Here is a 20,721-nt window from a genome sequence, read left to right on the forward strand (position 1 = left end):
AAAAAAGAAAAGTTTTTGATTTAGAATGGGGTCGAAACCCAAAAACGCAATTTATCTTATCGGCTTTTCGCGTGAAAAAACAGCTCTGGAAAATCCGCAGATTTTCCAGAGCTGTAAATATAAGAATAACAATTCCGCTATTCATAGCCAAAGCGAACGCGTCGGCCATTTTAACGGTCAGTTACTCCACAATGATGCTCTTGCCGGTCATTTCAGCAGGCACGGGCAGACCAATATACGGCAGCATGGTGGGAGCGATATCGGCAAGGCAGCCGCCCTCACGCAGCTTCACATCGCCGCAGCCAACTGCCACAAAGGGCACCACATTGGTGGTGTGTGCGGTGAACGGAGTACCGTCCGGGTTCATCATCTTCTCGGCGTTGCCGTGGTCGGCGGTGATGAAGGCGCAGCCGCCTGCGTTCAGCACCGCAGTGACCACCTGATCCACAGCAGTGTCAACGGCTTCCACGGCCTTGACCGCAGCATCGAACACGCCGGTGTGGCCGACCATATCACAGTTTGCGAAGTTCAGGATCACCACATCGTACTTGCCGCTCTCGATGCGCTTGACGCACTCGGCAGCAACAGCCGGGGCGCTCATCTCAGGCTGCAGATCGTAGGTGGCGACCTTCGGGCTGGGGATCACGCAGCGGTCCTCGCCCTCGTAGGGAGCCTCCACGCCGCCGTTGAAGAAGAAGGTGACATGAGCGTACTTCTCGGTCTCGGCAATGCGCAGCTGAGTCTTGCCATTCTCGGACAGGTACTGGCCCAGAACGTTCTTCAGCTCCACAGGCGGATAGGCGACCTCGCAGTTGGGCATGGTGGCATCGTATTCGGCCATGCAGACATAGTTCACCTGCTTGCGGCCGCCGCGGCGCTCAAAGCCGGTGAACGCATCGTCGCAGAAGATACGAGTCATCTGGCGGGCACGATCGGGACGGAAGTTCATGAAGATCACAGTGTCGCCGTCCTGCACGCGGCCACCCTCACAGGTGACGCAGGGCAGAACGAACTCGTCGGTCTTGTCTGCTGCATAGGATGCCTCGATGGCCTCGGCAGCGTTGGCGGCATGATTGCCCTCGCCGTAGACAAAGGCAGCATATGCCTTCTCTTCACGATCCCAGTTGTTATCGCGATCCATGGCGTAGTAACGGCCGGAGATGCTGGCGATCTTGCCGATGCCCAGCTCGTCCAGCTTGGCCTGCAGGTCGGCCAGGAAGCCCTTGCCGGAGTGCGGGTCAGTATCACGGCCATCGGTGATGCAGTGCAGGTAAACGTTCTTTGCACCCAGATGTTTTGCCATTTCCAGCACGCCGAACCAGTGGTCTGCGTGGCTGTGCACACCGCCGGTGCCCACCAGACCCATCAGATGGATGGCCTTGCCGGCATCGATGGCAGCCTTCATGTTCTTGACCAGAACCGGGTTCTGGAGCATCTCGCCGTCCTTGATGGACTTGGTGATGAGGGTGAGCTGCTGGTACACGATGCGGCCAGCGCCCATGTTGGTGTGGCCAACCTCAGAGTTGCCCATCTGGCCCTCGGGCAGACCGACGGCCATACCGGAAGCGTTGATGGTGGTCATGGGATATTTTGCCATCAGAGCATCGAGGTGGGGTTTCTTTGCGGCGACCACGGCGTTGCCGAAGGTCTCCTCCGGCACCCAGCCGAAGCCATCCATGATGCACAGAAGAACAGGTTTCTTTGCCATAAAATTGAATCTCCTTTGAATTTAACAAATCAGCGCCCGGCACAGCGCTGGAAATGCGGCGCAGCCGGGCGCTGAAACAGCTGATTTAAACCGTCGATCAGCCCTTGGTGGCTGCATTGACGATCACTGCAAAGTCGGGAGCCTTCAGGGATGCGCCGCCGATCAGGCCGCCGTCCACATCCTTTTTGCTCAGCAGTTCCTCGCAGTTCTTGGCGTTCATACTGCCGCCGTACTGGACAGTGGTAGCCTCGGCAACTGCCTCGCCGTACACCTCGCCGATCACCTTGCGGATCTGGCCGCAGACTTCCTCAGCCTGATCGGCGGTAGCGGTCTTGCCGGTGCCGATGGCCCAGATGGGCTCGTAAGCGATCACGACATTTGCCATCTGCTCAGCGGTCACATCACGCAGAGCGATCTTGGTCTGCATACGCACCAGCTCTTCGGTCACGCCCTCTTCGCGCTGCTGCAGGCTCTCGCCCACGCAGATGATGACCTTCAGACCGGCATTCAGAGCAGCCAGAGCGCGCTTGTTCACGGTCTGGTCGGTCTCGGCGAAGTACTGGCGGCGCTCAGAGTGGCCCACAATGACGTACTCCACGCCCAGATCCACCAGCATGTCAGCGCTGATCTCGCCGGTAAAAGCGCCGGACTTCTCGAAGTGAACATTCTCAGCACCCACATGGATGTTGGTGCCCTTGGTCTTTTCCACAGCGGTGACCAGATCGGTATACGGGGTGCAGATGACCACCTCGCAGCCTGCGTCCTGCACGGCGGGGACCAGCTCGTCCACCAGAACAGCAGCCTCGGAGGCAGTCTTGTTCATCTTCCAGTTGCCTGCAATGATAGCCTTACGCTTTGCCTTATCCATGATACTCTATCTCCTTTATTTACCTTCTATCGTGCAGAAAGCTCTGCACAAACAAAAAGATGCGGCGGCGCTAAAGCCGCCGCACCCATTATGATGCCGGGATCAGATTATGCGTTCTGAATAACTGCGATGCCGGGCAACTCCTTGCCCTCCAGATACTCCAGAGAAGCGCCGCCGCCGGTGGAGATGTGGGTCATCTTGTCGCCCAGACCCATCTGCTGCACAGCTGCTGCGCTGTCGCCGCCGCCGATCACGGTGGTAGCATCGCTCTCAGCCATAGCCTTTGCAACTGCCAGAGTGCCGGCTGCCAGAGTGGGGTTCTCGAACACACCCATGGGGCCGTTCCAGACAACGGTCTTGGATGCCTTGACGGCGTCAGCAAACAGCTTCATGGTCTCAGGGCCGATGTCGCAGCCTTCCATGTCAGCCGGGATCGCGGTGACAGGAACAACCGTGGTCTTGACGGGAGCGTCGATGGGATCGGGGAAGTCCTTGATGCAGACAGCATCAACGGGCAGCAGCAGCTTCACGCCCTTCTCCTGAGCCTTGGCCATCATTTCCTTGCAGTAATCCAGCTTGGAATCGTCGCACAGGCTCTTGCCGACCTCGTAGCCCTGAGCCTTGACGAAGGTGTAAGCCATGCCACCGCCGATGATCAGGGTATCGACCTTCTCCAGCAGATTGGAGATAACATTCAGCTTGTCTGCGACCTTTGCGCCGCCCAGAATAGCGGTGAAGGGACGAACGGGATCGTTCACAGCGTTGCCCAGATACTTGATCTCCTTCTCCATCAGATAGCCGACAGCGGTATCCTTGATGAAGTCGGTGACACCTGCAGTGGAGCAGTGTGCACGGTGGCAGCTGCCGAATGCATCGTCAACATATGCATCAGCCAGAGAAGCCAGCTCTTCGCTGAACTCGGGCATGTTCTTGGTCTCTTCCTTGCGGAAACGGGTGTTCTGCAGCAGAACGACATCGCCGTTGTTCATGGCAGCAACAGCAGCCTTTGCGTTCTCGCCGACAACATTGTCGTCATCTGCAAACACAACGGTCTTGCCCAGCTTTGCGCTCAGAGCCACAGCAACGGGTGCCAGGCTGAACTTTGCCTCGGGGCCGTTCTTGGGCTTGCCCAGATGGCTGCACAGGATGACCTTTGCGCCATCGTTGACCAGCTTCTGGATGGTGGGCAGAGCTGCATTGATGCGGTTCTCGTTGGTGATCACGCCGTCCTTCATCGGGACGTTGAAATCGCAACGGACAAGCACCTTCTTGCCGCAGTAGTTCTGATCGTCGATCGTCTTCTTACCTAAACCCATGGTAATAAACTCCTCTCAAGTTTTAATTTCTGAACTAGAGTTTCGCTCGCATTCGGGGGTCTTGCCCCGTTACTCTACTATTATAAACAAAAAACGTGCACATTGCAAGCTTGCAAGATAGATAATAGTTTAACAAACATTTGCCGCTGATGCACGGAAATGTGTGTATTTTGACCGAAAGCCGCAGCCTTACCGTGTTTTCCGGCAGAACATTCCGCAAATGCGGTCATACATTCCCCATATGAACTTCTGGTTCCGCTGATCCCGCTCAAAAATTGCTTCCACACCAGCATAGCCGCTCGCCTTATACTTCCTGAAAATTTTATTTCTCAGTCTGGTATGCTTCGTTGGCCGGTTCAGCTGCGTATTCTCCTAAGCAATGTTAGAAAATTCAACCGGATAGCTTTCTATCTTCGCACCGTATTTCTCGACAAGGTGTTGTCCGCGTTCCGTGTTTATCAGCAGGCAGGAAACGCCTTCTTTACTATTGATCGTTCCTCCCTGTTCCACCAGAAGCTGCGGATCATATTTCTGAACGCCCCAATAATCTCCAATGGTAATGTCGCCCACACGCTGTCTTTGTGCGTAAGGGCATCCTCCTGCATCGTAATGGCGCTTTTGGGACATACGCTGGAACAAGCACCGCATCCGCAGCATTCCTCTTTACTATTATATTTGGGATAATATAAGTACGAATATGTCCTGAACAGCTTATAGTGTTTAAAATCTTTCTTATATTCGTAATCAATGATCCTCGACTGATATCCTTCTTTTTTTCAAGTATGTCTGTAGCGCAAATGCCTGCAACGCCGAACCGTAATTGTATGAATTATGGAAAGTGATCGTTCCAATTTTATTGGTCTTCATTCCAACACCTCACGACTTTTTCCCATCTCTCCGGCAGCGTACCAGGATTGTTATTGATCGAAAAACATTTTATTTGGAGTCAGCGCAATCACTCCACCTCTCTACAATTCATAATATACCAATTTAATTATACTACGCTTTCCTGCTATCAGCAAGTTGATTTTCTCGTTGAAACTGTAGGATTTGTAGGATTACAATAGATGATAAAAAGAAAGACGAATGGGTCGTCCTGTGTTATAGTTAAGTTGATACACAAACCACACAGAAAGGACAACGCATTCGCCATGAATACTGTAACGCAAACCATGAAGTTCCGTCAATCCCTTTTAAGCTATGCAGAGAAGCACGAGGTAACACAGGCAGCAATCAAGTACAATGTGAATCCCCCATCTAAAAAAGCGTACTGTTACTTTACTCTTCCCCGAAGTCATCCTCGCCGCTCATCGCCTTCCCGCCATAGAGCGTTTTCAGCGAAAGGCGGAACTTGCTTTTCTTGTTGTATTCGATAATCATGGCTTCAGAATAGCCCAGCGCACCGGGGCGGCGTTCTTTTGCCGCACGGATGATTGCCTTCACCGACACTCGGCCCACATGGTCTTTGAACACATCGTCCCGGACAGTATCCCCATACGCCACAACGATGCGAGCAATGCCCATCAGGATGTTGCCAGAGAAGGAGTTGTTTTCTCCCTCCCATGTTGCCGCTGCCAGACGGAGCGTTCTGTCCAGAACAGCCTGTCCATATTTGTCATAGATGCGCTCCAGTGTAGAAACTGCACTGATACCGTTTTTTGCTTTGGTCGAGGTGATTGCCAGGCCATAGGACTGCACAATGGCCTCAATCATCTTCTGTTTGGGGTCATCTGCTTCAATATGCGCCTTGAAGGTCTCGAAAGAGGACAGCGCCTTGACATGCTTTTGCTGGTCGGCAAAGATATGAGCTTCCTCCTTATATTTCAGGTCATCGTAGATCATACACCACACCGGGGTATCACGGGAACCGGACTCACTGGCAATGATCTCGATGGTGTGCTGGCCGTCAAACACATAGTTGATGCCGTCGCGGCGGCTCACCTTGACCGGGTTGATCTGGTAGACGTCAAATTCTTCCAGTGCCTTACGGATATGATTTTCGGACAGCGGCCGCTGGTACTCCTGATTGGAAACCAGATTTCGGATGGGGATCAGCTCAAAGGACACATCCGGGATGCAGCGCTGCTGCGCTTGGGTCAGCATATCTTCTGCAATCATCTTTCAATTACCTCCAGCGTCTGCGTAATTTGTTCTTCCAGTCTGCGCAGGATCACAGCAAGCTGCGCCTTGGTCGGTTCGGACACCAAATCGATATCTGTCTTTGCCCGGGTTCGTGCGATGGCATTCATCCATGTGGGGATCGTCAGTGCCAGCCCACGGAATTCCATGTCCGGGTCAAACATCGGCATCTCCTTGATGCCCACCTCCAGTGGTGTGGTCTGCTTTTGCTGCGTCTTCCCGGATAGGCCGTCCGTTGATTGCTGCCTTGGCTTTCGCTGACGCATTTTCACATCTTCTTCTCTTAGCAGTTTTCTCCTGATATCAATTAGCTTTGTTTCGTCCATTTGTGCAAGCTTCCGCATTTTTTCAAAGGAAACAACGATTTTGTTTTCAACAAGTGCCGTAAAAAAGGCTTCATCCTTTTCTGCAATCTCATCCAGAAATTTTGCCAGCATACCATACGACTCTACTGAATTATACGACATTGAAATCTGCACTGCTATTACTTTGGATATACGATCAACTGGAATGCTTACCAGCTGTCCTTCCTCTCCTTTTTTCTTGATTGCTAAATCCAGACTTTTTCTTCGTTCTTCTTTTCGTTTTGCGTGAATCCTTGTTTTCTCTGCGTTATACCATTTTCCTACAAGGTACTTATAAATCGTTTTGTCCGCAGAAGATTCCTTAACTCGCTTTTTGCATATCCAGATAATGGCATCCTCTCTGGAGACAAAATTCATTTCTACTGTTTTGTAGTCCATCTCTTCGTAACTGCAGATTTCATAACGCTTGTGTCCATCCAGAATGCAGCCGTGCCACACCACAATGGGCTCCCTGCAGCCTTCACGGAGCAGGCTATTCTCCAGCCTGTTTTCCTCCTCCAGAGATAGTGGAACGCTCAGCAGTCTGAACTCCGGGTCGATTTGCCAGACCTGTTTCATGTGTTCTCCCTCATTCCGCTTCCGTGATGGTTTCGATGTCGCTCATATCAAAGGCGGCTGCATTCTGTTCCTTCAGCAGCCTTCCGTGCAGCAGGCAGGAGTCCTGTGTTCCGACCTGCGGTGCCACCGTGCAGATACCGTCCAAAAGTACCTTGCTCTGGATACAGAAGGAATTATCCTCCCAGCACCGGACACGCAGCGCATCCGCTGTTGCCTCCCTTGCTGCCAGCACCACCAGCTTTTTGCTCTGCGGGTGGATGCCCAGCGACACGAACGCCGGATCTCCCATGGCCTTCAGCGTTGTGCGGTGGATGTAGATGCGGTTATACTTGGCACTGATGCGCAAGCCAAGCTCGTTGTCCTGTTTCATAAGGAATCACCCATACTTCCCTGCTGCTGCGGCTGTGCCTGCGGATGCACCTCGGTCTTTTTCCCGTTTACCGTGATGACCGTGTAATTATCAAAGGTCTTGACTGCCAGAGAACGGCGGCTCTCGGAATAGGTGGGGCCAAACTTGCCGCTCCACTGTTCCGCAAAAACGGATTGGCGACTGCTGACCTTCTTGCCATCCCGGTTGACCACCTTGGGGAAGCATTCACTGGATGTGAGGTCAAAGGCGATCAGGGCTTTTCCATTGGCCTGCACCATTTTGCCCAGCACCTTATACCGATAATCCGGATTCCAGTCCATGATCTCACACAGAGTCAGAACAAAAAGTTCTCCTGTCCGCTGGGAGGGATACCGCTTGCCGTCCTTTGTCCGACCCCAGCGGTATCCGGTGATCTCAATTTCATCGCAGGGTTTGAGCAGGAGCTTCTTCTCTTTTCGGTTGATGAGGATCTGCACATATTCCACATCCGGCATCAGGCGAACACAGGCGGTATTCACACCGATCTTGTCCACATTCACCGTCAATGCTGGTTCTTTGATGTGAGCGAAGAACTCCGGGCGGACGATCTCATATTCACTGAGGTCGATTTCTTCTTCACCTGTCATGGTCATCTGCGCTGCAACAGCTGCATCCGGCAGCAGGCTCATCTGTGCATTCTCTTCCATCATTTCTGTACGTCCTCCTCAAACAGTTCCCCCAGTTCTTCCTGAATGAAACTGCGCAATTCTTCATACGAGGTGACCTGAAGCTCCGTTCCGGTGCTGACCATCTGTCCGGCAAGCCGGGTCTGCCACTCCTGCCGGGTCAGATTCCGAAGCTCGATCATGCTCTTTTCTACATAATACCCATTGCCGACACCCTGCCCGAAGTCCCCCACTACGCCACGGATACGTTTGCCTTGCCGACAGATGTTCTGGCCGGTGGCATCCTCCACGGTGACCTCATTATCTTTGATGTACACGCTGGCGTTGGTTCCGGCATAGATGCAGGCGGCATCCTGCCCATCCCGGTAGATGCGGCCGTAGAGCTTATAGTTGTTGTCCTGATCCCAGCCGAAGATTTGATACAGGGTCTGGATATAGGCCTTGGCGGCTACCGAACGGGAACGGCGATAGCCCCGGACACCGTTTGCCCACTGGATGGCACAGCGGTTCTCCTTGGCGGTGGGGCGCACGGCGATTTCTTTCCGCAGCGGATGCACCAACAGTTCTACATAATTATCTTTCAGATCCATCTCCCGGATGGCTGCCACACTGAAAGCAATGCTATCCTTGTGAAGCATGATGGCAGGGACACTCTGGTCACTGAACAGTTTAAAGTCTGCCACCTCATATCCGGTCAGGTCGAAGGAGCCTTCCCGCACCTCTAGCCGCCTCTCATCTTCTGGGTTGCTGTCCACGCTCCGGCAAGCGGCGATGTAATCTTCCTTGGTGAAGCTGCCCCACTTGGGGTGAACGATGACAAAGCCTTTCAGCAGACCGTCCGGGATGACCTGCAGTTCCGGCAGCAGAGACGTACCGCCGAACCTGGCATTGTTCATGATGCGCTGGACTGCCAGAAAATCGTTCCGGTCGATGATGGCTTCATGGTCATCCCGGTAATGACTCTGGGGCTTTTCTCCCCGGTTCTTGAAGGACTTCTGGTCGTGAACATCTGCCGCAAACTTGGTGAACCGCTTGCGGGTCAGCACATCTCCGCAGTAACGCTCGTTCCGCATACTGGCTGCCACACCGGATGCCGTCCACTTCAGATTCCCCAGATACGTCCGCTTGCTCAGCTTCGTGAGGATGTCTGCGATCTGCTGGGTGGAATATCCGTACAGGTACATATAGAACATGAGCTTCGGGATCTTGTAAGTCTCCGGGTTGACAACGAGCTTGCCGTCCTCGTTCTTCACAAAACCCAGCAGTTCCGGGGTCAGAGGCAGGCCATGGTCCAGCCGCATCCGCAGGGAAGTTTCCATACTCCGGCTGCGGGTACGGGATTCCTGCTCTGCAATGGTGGCCTGAAAAGACAGTGCCATGTGAGAATCATCGTTCAGGGAGTAGATTGCTTCCGACTCAAACAGCACGCCGATTTTCTTCTCAGACAGCTTGCGGATGATGCTCAGGCAGTCCACCACATTACGGGCAAAACGAGAAATATTTTTTACAATGATCAAGTCGATTTTTCCGGCATTCGCATTTGCCAGCATCTCATTAAACCCATCCCGATGCTGCATGGTAGTGCCGGATTTTCCTTCGTCTGCGTAGATCTTCACCAGCACCCACTGAGGATGCTGTGCCACCAGCTCTTCGTAATACTTCTGCTGCAGCTCAAAGGATGTGGTCTGCATGGGGTTGTCTGTGGAAACACGGGCGTAGATGGCGACTTGCTGATACTGGTCGGCTTTCACATGGTCGTTCTGCTCCTTCGCCGGGATGTACTCGTATTTATCCGGATCAATCGAGGCCTGCGAGATGCGCTGCCGCACCCGGTTCTGATTTTGGGCATTGGTCAGTTCTGTCTTTTCCACTCAGTTCACTCCATTGCATTCGTTTCTTCTTCAAGGCGCAGTTGCTCTGCCCGCTCCGGCATGGCAGGTTTCGGCAGGGTCGATAGCATCGGTTCATCCAGTTCATCCGCCGGGAGAGTCTGCCAGCCCTCCGGCAGCAGTCCTGTATCCCGCAGGTCAGCTTGGTAATACGATGCCAGTGTAAAAATGTCTTCAGAAATAAAGTAGATTCCCACAGGATGCTCCTGCGCCGCCAGCATCCGTGCCATAAAGGACATTTCTTTCCAATCACTGGACACATTGCTGACCTTTTGCGTCACGATGAGGTCCACCTTACCGGTGAAGCAATCCTCCAGCAGACGGCACCCCTCTTTGGAGTACTCCATGTGCGGGGCGGTCATTCCCCTATCCACATAGAAATCCACCAGTGTCCACTGCGGGCACAGGGCAATATCGTCCATATACTGCTGGATATGCTTTTCCAGATAGTTCTCATGTCGGGTCTGATTGAAATACCGGATGTACACCCCGATCTTATACGGCGTATATGGCATGGGATACTCATACGGGATACTGTCCAGCCACAGGCGGTGACGGGCAAGGGCCGCTTTCTTGGGATTCTCCTTGATGTGACGGCGCAGCACATTGGAGCCGCTTTGTGCAAGGGTAGATTCCTGCGGAGCTGGCTCTGCAAGCCGTGTTTCCATCTTTGTCACCTGATCCATATGTACTGCCTCCTGATGTGCTGAAAATGCACCGATTTACTGCTGATTCCTTTACCTATAATTCTATCTCTGTGCAGCTTTACACTCAAGGACACCCATGTCACTTTTGAGACATCTCACAGACTATTTTTTATTTGAGGACGCCTCAGTACCACTCAGCATTTTGGCAATGGTACTGATGGCATCACTTGCCTTCCGCAGATTCGATTTCGTCAGATTTGCAGCCAAGGCGTGTTCCAGCTCTCGACAGGCGCGTCCCACCTGTTCCTTCTCCTCTGACCACTGTGAAGCATCCACCTCCGCTTGCCCATTTACTCTTTTTACCAGAGCGCACTCAGGAAGATTCAAGGCCTTTTCCAAATCATATAGCGTTTGAACCGAAGGGATATAATACATTACTGTACTTGTTCGTCTAAATTTTCTTCCATCGCCAGAGCAGTTGCACATCAACACTAACATAAAGAACATCACACTCATTATTATTTTCATGAGAAAGAGATTTAAGAATGCTGCAGCTAAAAACGTTCCCACCAATACTGGAAGAATAATTTTTGCCTTTGCAAATATTCTTGTTCTTGCAATCAACGCACCCAGCAAAATATAATATGTTCCCGAAAAGATTCTTCCTTTACCTATTGTTTTTTCTATTAAAACAGAAATAATGCCAAGTAAATGGTTCTCAGAAGCGGGCACTGCCATAATGTAATCTACCGAATCTTCTTCCGATCCTTTTCCAACCAGAACCAATTTCTCATCACAATGCATCTTGGCATATGCCTTTAAAATCGTCAAAACGCCTTTTTCTCTTGCATATCTTCCAAAATACAGAATGTAATTGTCATGCTCATAATAGGCTTTATACTCCTGATTTATCGGCAAGAAATTATTCATCTTGATTATTGGTGAATGCGTAAAATGAGCTTTCTCCACTAAATTTTTATAAAAATTGCATTCCGCAATATACAAGTCAATTTTGTCATAATAATGTCCATATCTAAGAAATTGAGCTTCTGTATTCATACTCTCACCTTAATAAAACTTATTATCTTACCGAAGTAAATCATTTCCCCACAAACACATCTTCATACTGCCCACAGATCTTATCCCATGTATACTCTTCTGCCACACGCTTCTTGGCTCTCCGGCCCATCTCTGAAATTTCATCTGTACTCATTTGGTCTGCCTTATCAATCAACTTAGCAAGGCTACCCGGCTTGCGGCTCCAATACAAAGCGCAATCCTCTGCCACCTCTTTGTTGAACCCAACATCAACCAGTAAGTTCAAATCGGTACTTCCAAGAGCTTCAATCAGCGAGGGATTTGTACCACCAACCGTGTGACCGTGGAAATAAGCATTCTGGTGATACTCTGTGAGCTTGTAGACAAAGGTCTCATAACCTCCGTAAGCCCCCAATGACTTCGCGCCGACAAGGTATACATGCTGCACTTCTTTTTTTGAATTCATTCCTCTATTCCATCCTCACATTTTTATCGCTAATGTTGCATCTATTCCCTTATGGATAAAAACAAACCTACGGCGGGTCGCACAAAGGCAATCCACCGTAGGCTTGAACTCTCCTTCAATCTTTATTTGCTGCTCCTTTTGTGGGTCAAAACAGAGCTTTCCAAAAAGCCTCCCACATATAACCCCGGATTTTCCGCATCTTGCAGTTTTTCAACAAATAAAACATTTGAAGGACAACTCAAGCCGTCAAAACCCTTTTGTTATCGTAGGTTTTCTTGGTTGCCCCTATGCGGATGTCAAGTAAGGAACAAAAAAATTCACAAAAAAATAAGCCCTACAAGGGTTTCAGTCGGTTCCGAACCGATCTGAGCCTTGTAGGGCTTACTTGCGCTCTATACGTTCTTTTCTTGATTATGATTATGCTCCATGGGCATCCATTCTGTTACGCGGCGGATTAACTCTTCTAAATTTAACCGCCCGCTCAGGTGTGGTTTCAGGGCAATCCGCATCAAACGTGATTGGCATTTTCTTTGCCGCTTCCAGTTCTGCGAGTTCTTCTTTTGTAAATGCAAGTTCCTGTTTCAGTTCCATAGACATTTCACTCGTTTTTACCATAATAAAGCCCCCTTTCAAATTCGGTAGCCATTCGTGCCGAAATCAATCTTGTCACATCTGTTTTTGTACCGCTTTCTTCAATTCTTACTCGTTCAGTATATACAACAAATAGTATTTCATTCACCTTTCCGATGAACTGGTCTATATTGCCAATCAATGCACCCTCTGCTTTTTGAGAAATCCGTCCAGCAGAAGTATCGCCTATGGTGTTATATCGATCTTCGTCATAACTATGATCCTCATCATAAAACTCGATTCGGTCATAGTCAAAGAAGATACGCGCTGCACTCTTAAATGAAATTCCGTGTTTTTTAATATTTATCTGATTTTTATTATCATCGTATTCAAAGGCCATTCCTCCCAGTGAGAAACTAACCATCCTGTTATCTTCCATCGGCCTCACCGCCTCTCTCCGAGCTTCATAATCTCCCTATTATGCTTTCATCTTACCATAAAACGCCTTGCATATCAAGCTGGCAGATGTAAACTTTTCAACATAGATTTGTCCATATTGCTCTTTCTTGGCATCATGCCGTCCTTTAAATCGATGACTTTTTTCTGCTGGCAATCCCTTTGCCTCTCATTGTCTTCACTTCTTCTTCAAGGTAATAGTCACCATGATAGAATTTAGAAACATCCATATCAAGAGCTTCAATTACTCGACACGCCAAGCCAAAAGAACAGGTCAAAATACTTCTTTCCCCAGATTCCAACCTTTGATATTGACGCAAAGTTATTTTTGCGCGATCAGCAATCTCTTGTTGCGTCAGCCTTAACATTTGTCGTTTTTTCAATAAGACGGCTGCCGCTGTTGGAATTATCGTTTGAAAGCCATCTAAAATTCCGGCACGCATAATATCGGCTCCCTTCATCACGTCCATTTGGACGTATTATACGTCCAAGTGGACGTAATGTCAAGTTGTACACTTTTGAGGCGAGAGGGCACTTTGTTCATCTTTTTCAAGCGAAATGATAACTGCATTTTTCTCGGCATCATACCATCCTTTAAACTGATGGTCTTTTCCTGCCGCCAGACCATTTGCTTCCAGCAACACCTGAATGAACTGTATTCCGTTAATCATCATCCGACACTGCCCATCGGTCAGTAGCTTATCCGGGACCTTAAAGGACATGGGATGCTCCGCAGCACACGGCGTGATTGCAATAGACTTCCGATCTTTCCTCTGCAAAACGCAGATATAGGCCGGACTTCCAAGAATACGGATAACATCTTTCCCAACATTCATTCTCCGGCTTTCCGCCGGAATTGTCACTCGCAGGTTCATAACTCGCCCAGAATTCATGTCGGCATTCCTCTCTCAGCAATCTCATTGCCCGATTGTTGTACGTTTTCAAGCTGTCCCGGTAAATCTGGCGAAGGTATATTTTCAGATTCTTCACGTTGCGGAATCGGTATTGAAGTAGTGCCTGCTTCCCGTTCGGGCTCATCCAATACAGTAGAACTCTGATACCCAATGAAGTCTTCAAACATGTTCATCTGATGGTCTGCAATATAGTCATTATAAGATTTTCCGATACGGTTCTTATAGGCATCCGGGAAGAATTTCATCTGCTTTTTCTTCATTTCACCAGTAAGCGGATCTGTATATTCCTGTGGCTTCGGGGTGAACATGATTGCTTCTTCCAAATCAAACAACATACAAAGACCCTGATCTGAATTAGCCACCCGTCCAAGCACTTTATAACGGCATTCCCGATTCCAGTTCATGAGCCTGAAGATATTTTCCACAAATTCCAATGATGTAATATCCTTATTCACCCAGTTTTCGTCCTTCCGTCTTGCCCATTCAACAGATGCACTGTCCTCTTCCGGGCACATAATCAACGCAAGCCGCTTCTTATTGGGGTGCAAAATCGGAAGGACATACTTGATTCCTTCAAAAAGCCGAATGCACGCCATATTAAATTTCATAACACCATATTTTATGCTCACTGCAGGTTTATTCAGCATGGAAAACTGGGTGCGCGGCGGAAGTTCATAGCCATCGAACTTTTCGTACTCCAGTTCTCTTTTATGTTCTTTCCTTATCTGTGCAAGTTCACGAATCAAGGAGATTTCCCGAACGCTTAGTTCCTGCGTCCTGCTTTTTTCTTCCATTCTATAAGTTCCTCCTACATCGACATCAAAAGATCATCCAGTTCACGTTGAACTTCATTTCTGCTTGGAATTGCACCAATCATGGGATTTTCTACGACTTGGCCAGATTCCATCACATCACTAACTGTAATGCTCTGAACCCATTTACTCCGATATAGCCGGCATTTCAGATTCATCGAACAATTTTCTTGTTCATACTGATTTTTCCCAGTCAAAACCCGGGACTCATCTAATTCAAAAATTAGAAATTTTGCATTTCCCTGACCCCGGCAGATACCACGGCACTGATAGCGGCAATTCCTTCTCCAGTTCAATGTTTGGAAGACCAGTCCAGAAAATGCTCTGGCTGAAAAAGCACTATGAACGTCATTGTCATCTCTCCAGCGCATCGTCGTTGAAAAGCCGTGATTGCTCTTTCGCAAAATCACGACCTGCAGAATCGGATGATAGAGCAGTTCCACATACTCGCAGTCGTCCAACTGGCTATGGCAGGCCTTGCTGAAACGGATTCCATTTTTAGAAATCGTCATAACCGGGCTGCTCTGGTTGATAAAGCAAGCACCTGAAACCGTCATATATTCAGATTGAAGTGCCTTTCCCAGTGTTGCCCCAGCCCTCATCTCTGCTATATCGTTCAGTTTCATCACCTCTTCCGGCAGATAGGTGCTCAGGCAAAGGCTGCGGATGCTTTCAACACTGATGCCGCTCCAATTCGGATGGATGCCAACAAAGCCTTTCAATGTTCCCTGCTGGATCACCACAATATCCTGCACACCGCACTTTTTGCTGCTGGATGCCACCAGATGTGCAGCCCGTGCAATTTCCGGCGAAACAATCGCTTCGTGATGTTCCGGGACATAGGCAGAGCAGCGATTCCCATTATTCTTTGTAACCTTGCCCAGCTTGTAGTCCACCACGATGCTCTTCCGGGCTTCCAGATCACCCCAGCGGCGTTCATTTTTCATGATGTTTGCCACCATCATGCCATTCCACTCCTGCCTGCCGCGCAGGGTGCTGCGCTTCTTCTGCGTCAGAATCGTTGCAATCTGATCGTAGTTATACCCTTGAATAAACGCCAGAAAGATAAACCGCACCGTCTTCGCTTCTTCCGGCTCGATCACCAACTGGCCATCTTTCGTATGCCGATACCCCATCAGGTCAGCCACCGGATACTGACCTGTCATAATGCGCTGATCATACGAAAGGATCATCCGGCGGCTCTTGTTGCCCGATTCCCAGTCTGCCAAAAGAGCCTGAATGTCAAGACTGTATTGACTGCTTGGATTCAGCGTGTAGATGTTTTCCGTTTCAAAGTACACGCCAATGGGATGTGCCGGGTGCATAGTTTTCAATGCTGCGATCTGCGTCATACAATCAGAAAAATTCCGGGCAAACCGCGAAATGCTGGCACAGATAATCAAGTCCATCTTCTGGTCTTTGGCATCTCGCATCATGCGCTTAAACGCATCCCGTTTCCGCAGTGAAGTACCCGATTTCCCTTCATCGCTGTAAATATCCTGCAAATTCCAGTTTTCCGTTTCTGCAATCTTTTTGGTGTAGTATAGAGTCTGGTTTTCAATGGAAGAAATCTGTTCTTCGCTGGAAGTGCTGACACGGGCATAAACAGCTACACGCTTCAGGTCACTGTCGTAAATTGACGGTGTCGGTTTCGCCGGACGAAAGTAGTCTTTTGCCGTTTTCTGGCCCTGTTCTGCCTGCTTATGGATTCTGTCCCGAATTTCAGCTTTTCTCTTTTCGGACTCCAAATGCCTACTCTGCCAGTCTGCTCCACACGGCAGCATGTCCACATCTTCTGCTGGGATATGTTCTACGTTCATTTTTCTTCAGCCTTTGTCATTTCATCTTCCACTCGAATTCTCCACTCAAGATAATCTTTCCTTCGGATTGATGTATATTTTTCGGCCAATTCTTTCAGGCTCTGCCGTTGGTTATCAACATCGAGAATCGTGTCAATTCTCTGGTCGTCATCATCCGTAACAACGTCCACTCGCATCGGCATGTCAAACAGATATTGCAGCAAAAAACAGAAATCACAGGTATTCGCTGCAAGGTAGGCCCTTGTCTGTGAAAAAATCAGATTGACGACACCCTTTTTGCAATCTTTGAGCAGATGCACCATTTCCGGGCGTTTATAGATTTCCTTATTCCCTGTAATGTCGATGTAAACACCAACCAGCCTTTTATCCGCATCATCCCTGAACTTTTCAGCATAATAGGAACTATGATAGGCCACCGCTGCATCCTTGGAGCGTTCCCACAGTTTTGCAAGTTTCACATAGCCACCCACCTTATACTTGCGGTCCATTCATAGCACCTTCTTCCGGCTGAACACTCCAATACCATCTCCGCTTCTTCTGGTAGCAATGGATTCCCATTTCTGTTTTTACCATCCGTGCCACACGTTTGCTGACCCCCTCGTTGTCCAGACGGCAATAAATTTCATTTGCGCTCATATCACCTTTTTCAAGGAAATGCTTGATCCAGTAGGCAGCCTTCTGTTGCTCTGTATCAAATTTAGGTTCGGTATCCGACTGTTGATTTTCAAAAGGTTGTGGTCTGCACTCCAGCCACCGAAAGCCCTTGTCGGCAGAAATGGAAAAGCGGATGTCTTCTGCTGTAGGCGCAAGACTGTTTTTGATTTGATGTACGATTCTTATATCAGAGTTCTCTGTATCTCGCTCCACCTGCAGGACGCTTCGTGCTGCTGCCACAACATCAATGCTGCCAAGGCTGCGGTACAGCCCTTTGGAGCCTTCTTTTTTATTGAGGTGTCCAATCAGAACAATAGCGCAGTCGTAGCCAGCAGCCCACATTCCAAGGCGGCGCATAAGTTTCCGTGCCCTGCCTGCGATCTGCAAATCCGAATCACTGCCAAGATAAGCCTGAATCGGGTCAATCACGACCAATCGCGGCCGGAATTCAATGATTGCCTGACGGATGCGCTCATCATCCAATGTGAGGCCGTTATAAACTTCTTCATTGATGAAAGCAATCTTCTTGCAGTCTGCTCCGCAGCGTTCCAATCGGGGCTTTATCGTATCCGAAACGCCATCCTCTGAGCACTGATAAATCACTTTTTGCGGTGTACCGATTTTACAACTGTCCGGGGTCTCTCCTCCTGTTGAAAGTTCCGCAATCAGATTCATCATCATGGTCGATTTTCCATCGCCAGGATCACCTTGCAGCAGTGTGATTTTCCCGATTGCAATAAAGGGATACCACAGCCACCGTACATCCGTTGACTGAACTTCGCTGTACAGCGTCAGCAGTTGTTCCACGTTGTTCTCACCACCTTATCCTTGCTGTTTGATTTCATGCTTTTATTATACTCCTGTCAGGTGATTTTTTCTGTGAACCAGCAGTTCACTTGTTGCTCAAAATGTGAACTGTTGGTTCATATTTTGGCCTCAGAAGCCATCTCCGCTAGAGGGAAAAAATAAGAATTCTGACTTCTATGCAAATTACCTCTTTGGTTCCTCTTGATTCATTTCTCCATAAGTCAAATAATTAAAGTATCTTATGCGGGCATTTGAAAGGAAAATCACTATATGTCCGTAAATCGTACTTCTTTAGGAAAACGAATCAGCTTCTACCGTTCAAAATCGAATCTGACGCAAGAAGTTCTTGCCGCAAAAGTCAACTGCAGTCGTGAATACATTGTCCAAATCGAAAATGGCACAAAGGTTCCAAGCCTTTCTGTTCTTGTCAAAATTGCCAACACGTTATCCGTTTCCGCGGATGAGCTTTTGCTCGACTGTCTTGAATATTCATCTTCCTCTGCAAACTCTGAAATTCATCGCTTGCTGTTGGACTGTAATGAAACTGAACAGACTGTCATTATCCGCATGGCAAAGGAGTTAAAGGCCATTCTTGTCAGCCTTGGAGTTTAACATTATTTCGCAGTAAAAAGCACAAAATAAAACGGCCCGCATAAGCTGCAGACGCACCCTCGAATTCTCCTGGGTGCTGTCTGTGGTTTATGCGGGCTTGACTAATTTCATTTTGGAAATGTTACATATACTCCTTTTACAATTTCTCTTACCTCTATACCGTCTTGTTCATCTTCAATCAAAATATTGATTTTTTCTCTACTTTCCCTTGTTATGCGGTTGTCAAGTAGGGAAAAAATAAGCCCTACAAGGCTTCAATCAGTTTTCAAACCAACTTGAGCCTTGTAGGGCTTATCTGCTTTACTCTATATTTTTAAATTTTAGTCTAACGGTATCCAACTATTTTCCGCCGCCCTCTTAAATCAAAACCGCTCTGCTATCGTCTACATAAGGTTTTAACTTTTCAACCAACTCATATACCTCTTCCAACAAACTTATTCATAACATCCTTACCCAAATACTCCTTACTCCTTGCATCCCGCATCTGCTGATTGGCAATCAGTTTCCCAGTATTAAGATCATACTTTCTTACGCGATTATTATATACAAAGATAATATCATCTTCATTAAGAAATATGTGTCTAAGTCTTCGGTTTATAAGGCTCTGATGCAAAAAACTTTCTAATACGCTGATAAACGTCCACCCCTTTGCTTGTCGCTTGAAGAAGATTATGTTTCTATCTAAATCATCCATTACAACAAAAATGCAATGCTCATAAATTACTATACTCTTTGCATGATTCGGAAGGATAATTTCATACGAATCACCAATCATCAAATCATACATTTGTCTTATCGTAACAGTGATCTCATCCTCTTGAAAAATTCTCGGTTTCAATGCCCTTTGAGATGCCTTTCCGTTGCCAACTTTTTTGGGTTTCGTCCAAATGCTGTCTGTCCGAAAGATATCGTAATTCTTTATGTTCAAACTTTTTACCAACTCAGCCATATTTCGGAGATCATTTAGGCCATAAATTCCAAAACACCAATGCGCATTCGATGCTTTTTTATTCACTTCAATAAAATAATCCCAATCAACTAGTGAGATTGAATGCCCAATCACAACAATCTGTTCAGTGCATGCCAATCCATCAAAAAAAGCCTGATTGTTTTTAATAATTTCTTGACTGTCCTTGGTTAAATCCTTATCATACTGTCCGATCAAGTCAAACACATTGTCCTGTGCTACATCAATCATAGCCTGACGATAATTTTGCGGCTTCCTATTTTTCTGATGAAAATTTCCTGCCGCTCCTGGCTTATGTCCAAGAATCAATTTTTTCTTCTTTTTTCTGCTCCCATGGATGTAACAAACTTCTTTTACACCATACAGCGTTTCAATAAATTCTGTATAGTTAAAATCAAGGACCTTTCCCTGTGGATGAATAAGTCCATTCAGTGGTCGATCATCAGTTCCAACCTCAAGGCGCTCAATCCATCTACGAAAGGTCGGCTGAAGGTTATTTACTAAATTGGCCATTGGTGCCGCTGCAGCTTCCACAGCCATATAGAACTCCGCAGCGCCACTATCCTCATCACCATAAACCCCAAAATCGTCAAGCCACATATCGATGATATTCCTGCTCCCCATCAAATTGAGATTCAAAGTACCAAGTGCGTTTTCAAAGTCCGCCCATATGTCTTCGGCTGTTAATGCTGTTTCAAGACTATATCGAAGACTATTATTCTTGCCAAGACTATCACGAAAGTTATAGTAGCTTGAGGGGACTCTATGCATCAAGTCAAAGCCATTCCCTATAATATAAAGTGTATGTGCTGAAGGATTTACACTTTCCATCAAGATTGGTTTATATGTTTGCACTTTTGCCTCAAATAGTTTTCGCTCCTGTTCTTTCTGTTCTTGCCATTTTAAGTTTTCAGCTTGTTCCCGAATTTTTCCCTGCTTCTCATACCACTTTTTGTTGCAAATACGACAGTATGAATTATCAGTTTCACTCAGAAATTGTTTGCCACAAGTTTTACAATTCTTTACTTCCATAGTTTAGACTGGCGTAATTCGCCCTAACTCCCAATGTTTTCGTTCGTA

At 48.1% G+C, this 20,721-nt stretch carries 22 protein-coding genes and 1 pseudogene; 1 reads left to right on the top strand and 22 read right to left on the bottom strand.

Annotated features, from left to right (window positions below; translation table 11 throughout):
- Positions 1-181: 181 nt before the first annotated feature.
- The 21 genes and pseudogenes from gpmI to DXA66_RS00810 all read right to left on the bottom strand — a co-directional run bounded on the left by gpmI (position 182) and on the right by DXA66_RS00810 (position 18,062).
- Entirely contained in the window at positions 182-1,708 is a 1,527-nt protein-coding gene (gene gpmI / locus DXA66_RS00710) for a 2,3-bisphosphoglycerate-independent phosphoglycerate mutase (RefSeq protein WP_118526163.1), read from the bottom strand.
- Positions 1,709-1,805: 97 nt separating this feature from the next.
- The gene (gene tpiA, locus DXA66_RS00715) at positions 1,806-2,576 is read right to left on the bottom strand and encodes a triose-phosphate isomerase (protein ID WP_005945612.1); all 771 of its coding nucleotides are present in this window, start codon (positions 2,574-2,576) and stop codon (positions 1,806-1,808) included.
- Positions 2,577-2,683: 107 nt separating this feature from the next.
- Entirely contained in the window at positions 2,684-3,892 is a 1,209-nt protein-coding gene (gene pgk, locus DXA66_RS00720) for a phosphoglycerate kinase (RefSeq protein ID WP_118526165.1), read from the bottom strand.
- A gap of 372 nt (positions 3,893-4,264) precedes the next feature.
- A complete protein-coding gene (locus DXA66_RS00725; RefSeq protein ID WP_158576268.1) occupies positions 4,265-4,462 on the bottom strand; it encodes a Coenzyme F420 hydrogenase/dehydrogenase, beta subunit C-terminal domain in 198 nt (65 codons plus the stop codon).
- A gap of 38 nt (positions 4,463-4,500) precedes the next feature.
- Positions 4,501-4,644, bottom strand: a pseudogene (locus DXA66_RS14725) (4Fe-4S binding protein); the annotation flags it as partial.
- A 526-nt stretch (positions 4,645-5,170) separates the two neighbouring features.
- Complete coding sequence (locus DXA66_RS00735; protein ID WP_118526169.1) at positions 5,171-6,010, bottom strand: DUF6551 family protein; 840 nt, start codon at positions 6,008-6,010, stop codon at positions 5,171-5,173.
- On the bottom strand, positions 6,007-6,954 hold the full coding sequence (locus DXA66_RS00740) for a hypothetical protein (protein WP_118526171.1): 948 nt from the start codon (positions 6,952-6,954) through the stop codon (positions 6,007-6,009). Before DXA66_RS00740 ends, DXA66_RS00735 begins: the two co-directional genes overlap by 4 nt.
- Positions 6,955-6,964: 10 nt before the next feature.
- Complete coding sequence (locus tag DXA66_RS00745) at positions 6,965-7,324, bottom strand: hypothetical protein (protein ID WP_118526173.1); 360 nt, start codon at positions 7,322-7,324, stop codon at positions 6,965-6,967.
- Positions 7,321-8,013 carry an integrase gene (locus DXA66_RS00750; RefSeq protein WP_118526175.1) on the bottom strand — a complete coding sequence of 231 codons (693 nt, stop codon included), beginning with the start codon at positions 8,011-8,013 and terminating at the stop codon, positions 7,321-7,323. Before DXA66_RS00750 ends, DXA66_RS00745 begins: the two co-directional genes overlap by 4 nt.
- Positions 8,010-9,860, bottom strand: coding sequence for a recombinase family protein (locus tag DXA66_RS00755; protein WP_118526177.1), 1,851 nt, complete (start codon positions 9,858-9,860; stop codon positions 8,010-8,012). The genes DXA66_RS00750 and DXA66_RS00755 overlap by 4 nt, the downstream gene beginning before the upstream one ends.
- Positions 9,861-9,865: 5 nt before the next feature.
- Positions 9,866-10,564 carry a DNA recombinase gene (locus tag DXA66_RS00760; RefSeq protein WP_118526179.1) on the bottom strand — a complete coding sequence of 233 codons (699 nt, stop codon included), beginning with the start codon at positions 10,562-10,564 and terminating at the stop codon, positions 9,866-9,868.
- Positions 10,565-10,687: 123 nt separating this feature from the next.
- The gene (locus tag DXA66_RS00765; protein ID WP_118526181.1) at positions 10,688-11,584 is read right to left on the bottom strand and encodes a hypothetical protein; all 897 of its coding nucleotides are present in this window, start codon (positions 11,582-11,584) and stop codon (positions 10,688-10,690) included.
- Between the two features lie 40 nt (positions 11,585-11,624).
- Positions 11,625-12,029 (bottom strand): DUF1972 domain-containing protein, encoded by a 405-nt coding sequence (locus DXA66_RS00770; protein ID WP_118526183.1) that lies wholly within the window; start codon positions 12,027-12,029, stop codon positions 11,625-11,627.
- 417 nt (positions 12,030-12,446) lie between these two features.
- Positions 12,447-12,620 (bottom strand): hypothetical protein, encoded by a 174-nt coding sequence (locus tag DXA66_RS00775; protein WP_223385778.1) that lies wholly within the window; start codon positions 12,618-12,620, stop codon positions 12,447-12,449.
- Between the two features lie 7 nt (positions 12,621-12,627).
- Positions 12,628-13,038, bottom strand: coding sequence for a BrnT family toxin (locus DXA66_RS00780; protein WP_223474369.1), 411 nt, complete (start codon positions 13,036-13,038; stop codon positions 12,628-12,630).
- 145 nt (positions 13,039-13,183) lie between these two features.
- A complete protein-coding gene (locus DXA66_RS00785; RefSeq protein ID WP_158576270.1) occupies positions 13,184-13,498 on the bottom strand; it encodes a helix-turn-helix domain-containing protein in 315 nt (104 codons plus the stop codon).
- A gap of 60 nt (positions 13,499-13,558) precedes the next feature.
- Entirely contained in the window at positions 13,559-13,891 is a 333-nt protein-coding gene (locus tag DXA66_RS00790; protein WP_158576272.1) for a hypothetical protein, read from the bottom strand.
- A 53-nt stretch (positions 13,892-13,944) separates the two neighbouring features.
- The gene (locus tag DXA66_RS00795) at positions 13,945-14,763 is read right to left on the bottom strand and encodes a hypothetical protein (RefSeq protein WP_118526190.1); all 819 of its coding nucleotides are present in this window, start codon (positions 14,761-14,763) and stop codon (positions 13,945-13,947) included.
- 14 nt (positions 14,764-14,777) lie between these two features.
- A complete protein-coding gene (locus tag DXA66_RS00800; protein ID WP_118526192.1) occupies positions 14,778-16,601 on the bottom strand; it encodes a recombinase family protein in 1,824 nt (607 codons plus the stop codon).
- A complete protein-coding gene (locus tag DXA66_RS00805) occupies positions 16,598-17,089 on the bottom strand; it encodes a hypothetical protein (protein ID WP_118526194.1) in 492 nt (163 codons plus the stop codon). Before DXA66_RS00805 ends, DXA66_RS00800 begins: the two co-directional genes overlap by 4 nt.
- Positions 17,073-18,062, bottom strand: a complete 990-nt coding sequence (locus tag DXA66_RS00810; RefSeq protein WP_118526196.1) for an AAA family ATPase — start codon at positions 18,060-18,062, stop codon at positions 17,073-17,075. The genes DXA66_RS00805 and DXA66_RS00810 overlap by 17 nt, the downstream gene beginning before the upstream one ends.
- 270 nt (positions 18,063-18,332) lie before the next feature.
- Here DXA66_RS00810 and DXA66_RS00815 point away from each other — a divergent pair, with 270 nt between their 5' ends.
- Positions 18,333-18,674 carry a helix-turn-helix domain-containing protein gene (locus DXA66_RS00815; RefSeq protein ID WP_117529398.1) on the top strand — a complete coding sequence of 114 codons (342 nt, stop codon included), beginning with the start codon at positions 18,333-18,335 and terminating at the stop codon, positions 18,672-18,674.
- Positions 18,675-19,086: 412 nt separating this feature from the next.
- Here DXA66_RS00815 and DXA66_RS00820 read toward each other — a convergent pair whose 3' ends face one another.
- Entirely contained in the window at positions 19,087-20,673 is a 1,587-nt protein-coding gene (locus DXA66_RS00820; RefSeq protein WP_118526198.1) for a bacteriophage abortive infection AbiH family protein, read from the bottom strand.
- Between the last annotated feature and the right edge of the window lie 48 nt (positions 20,674-20,721).

This window comes from Faecalibacterium sp. OF03-6AC (assembly GCF_003478175.1).
GTDB lineage: Bacteria > Bacillota > Clostridia > Oscillospirales > Ruminococcaceae > Faecalibacterium > Faecalibacterium taiwanense.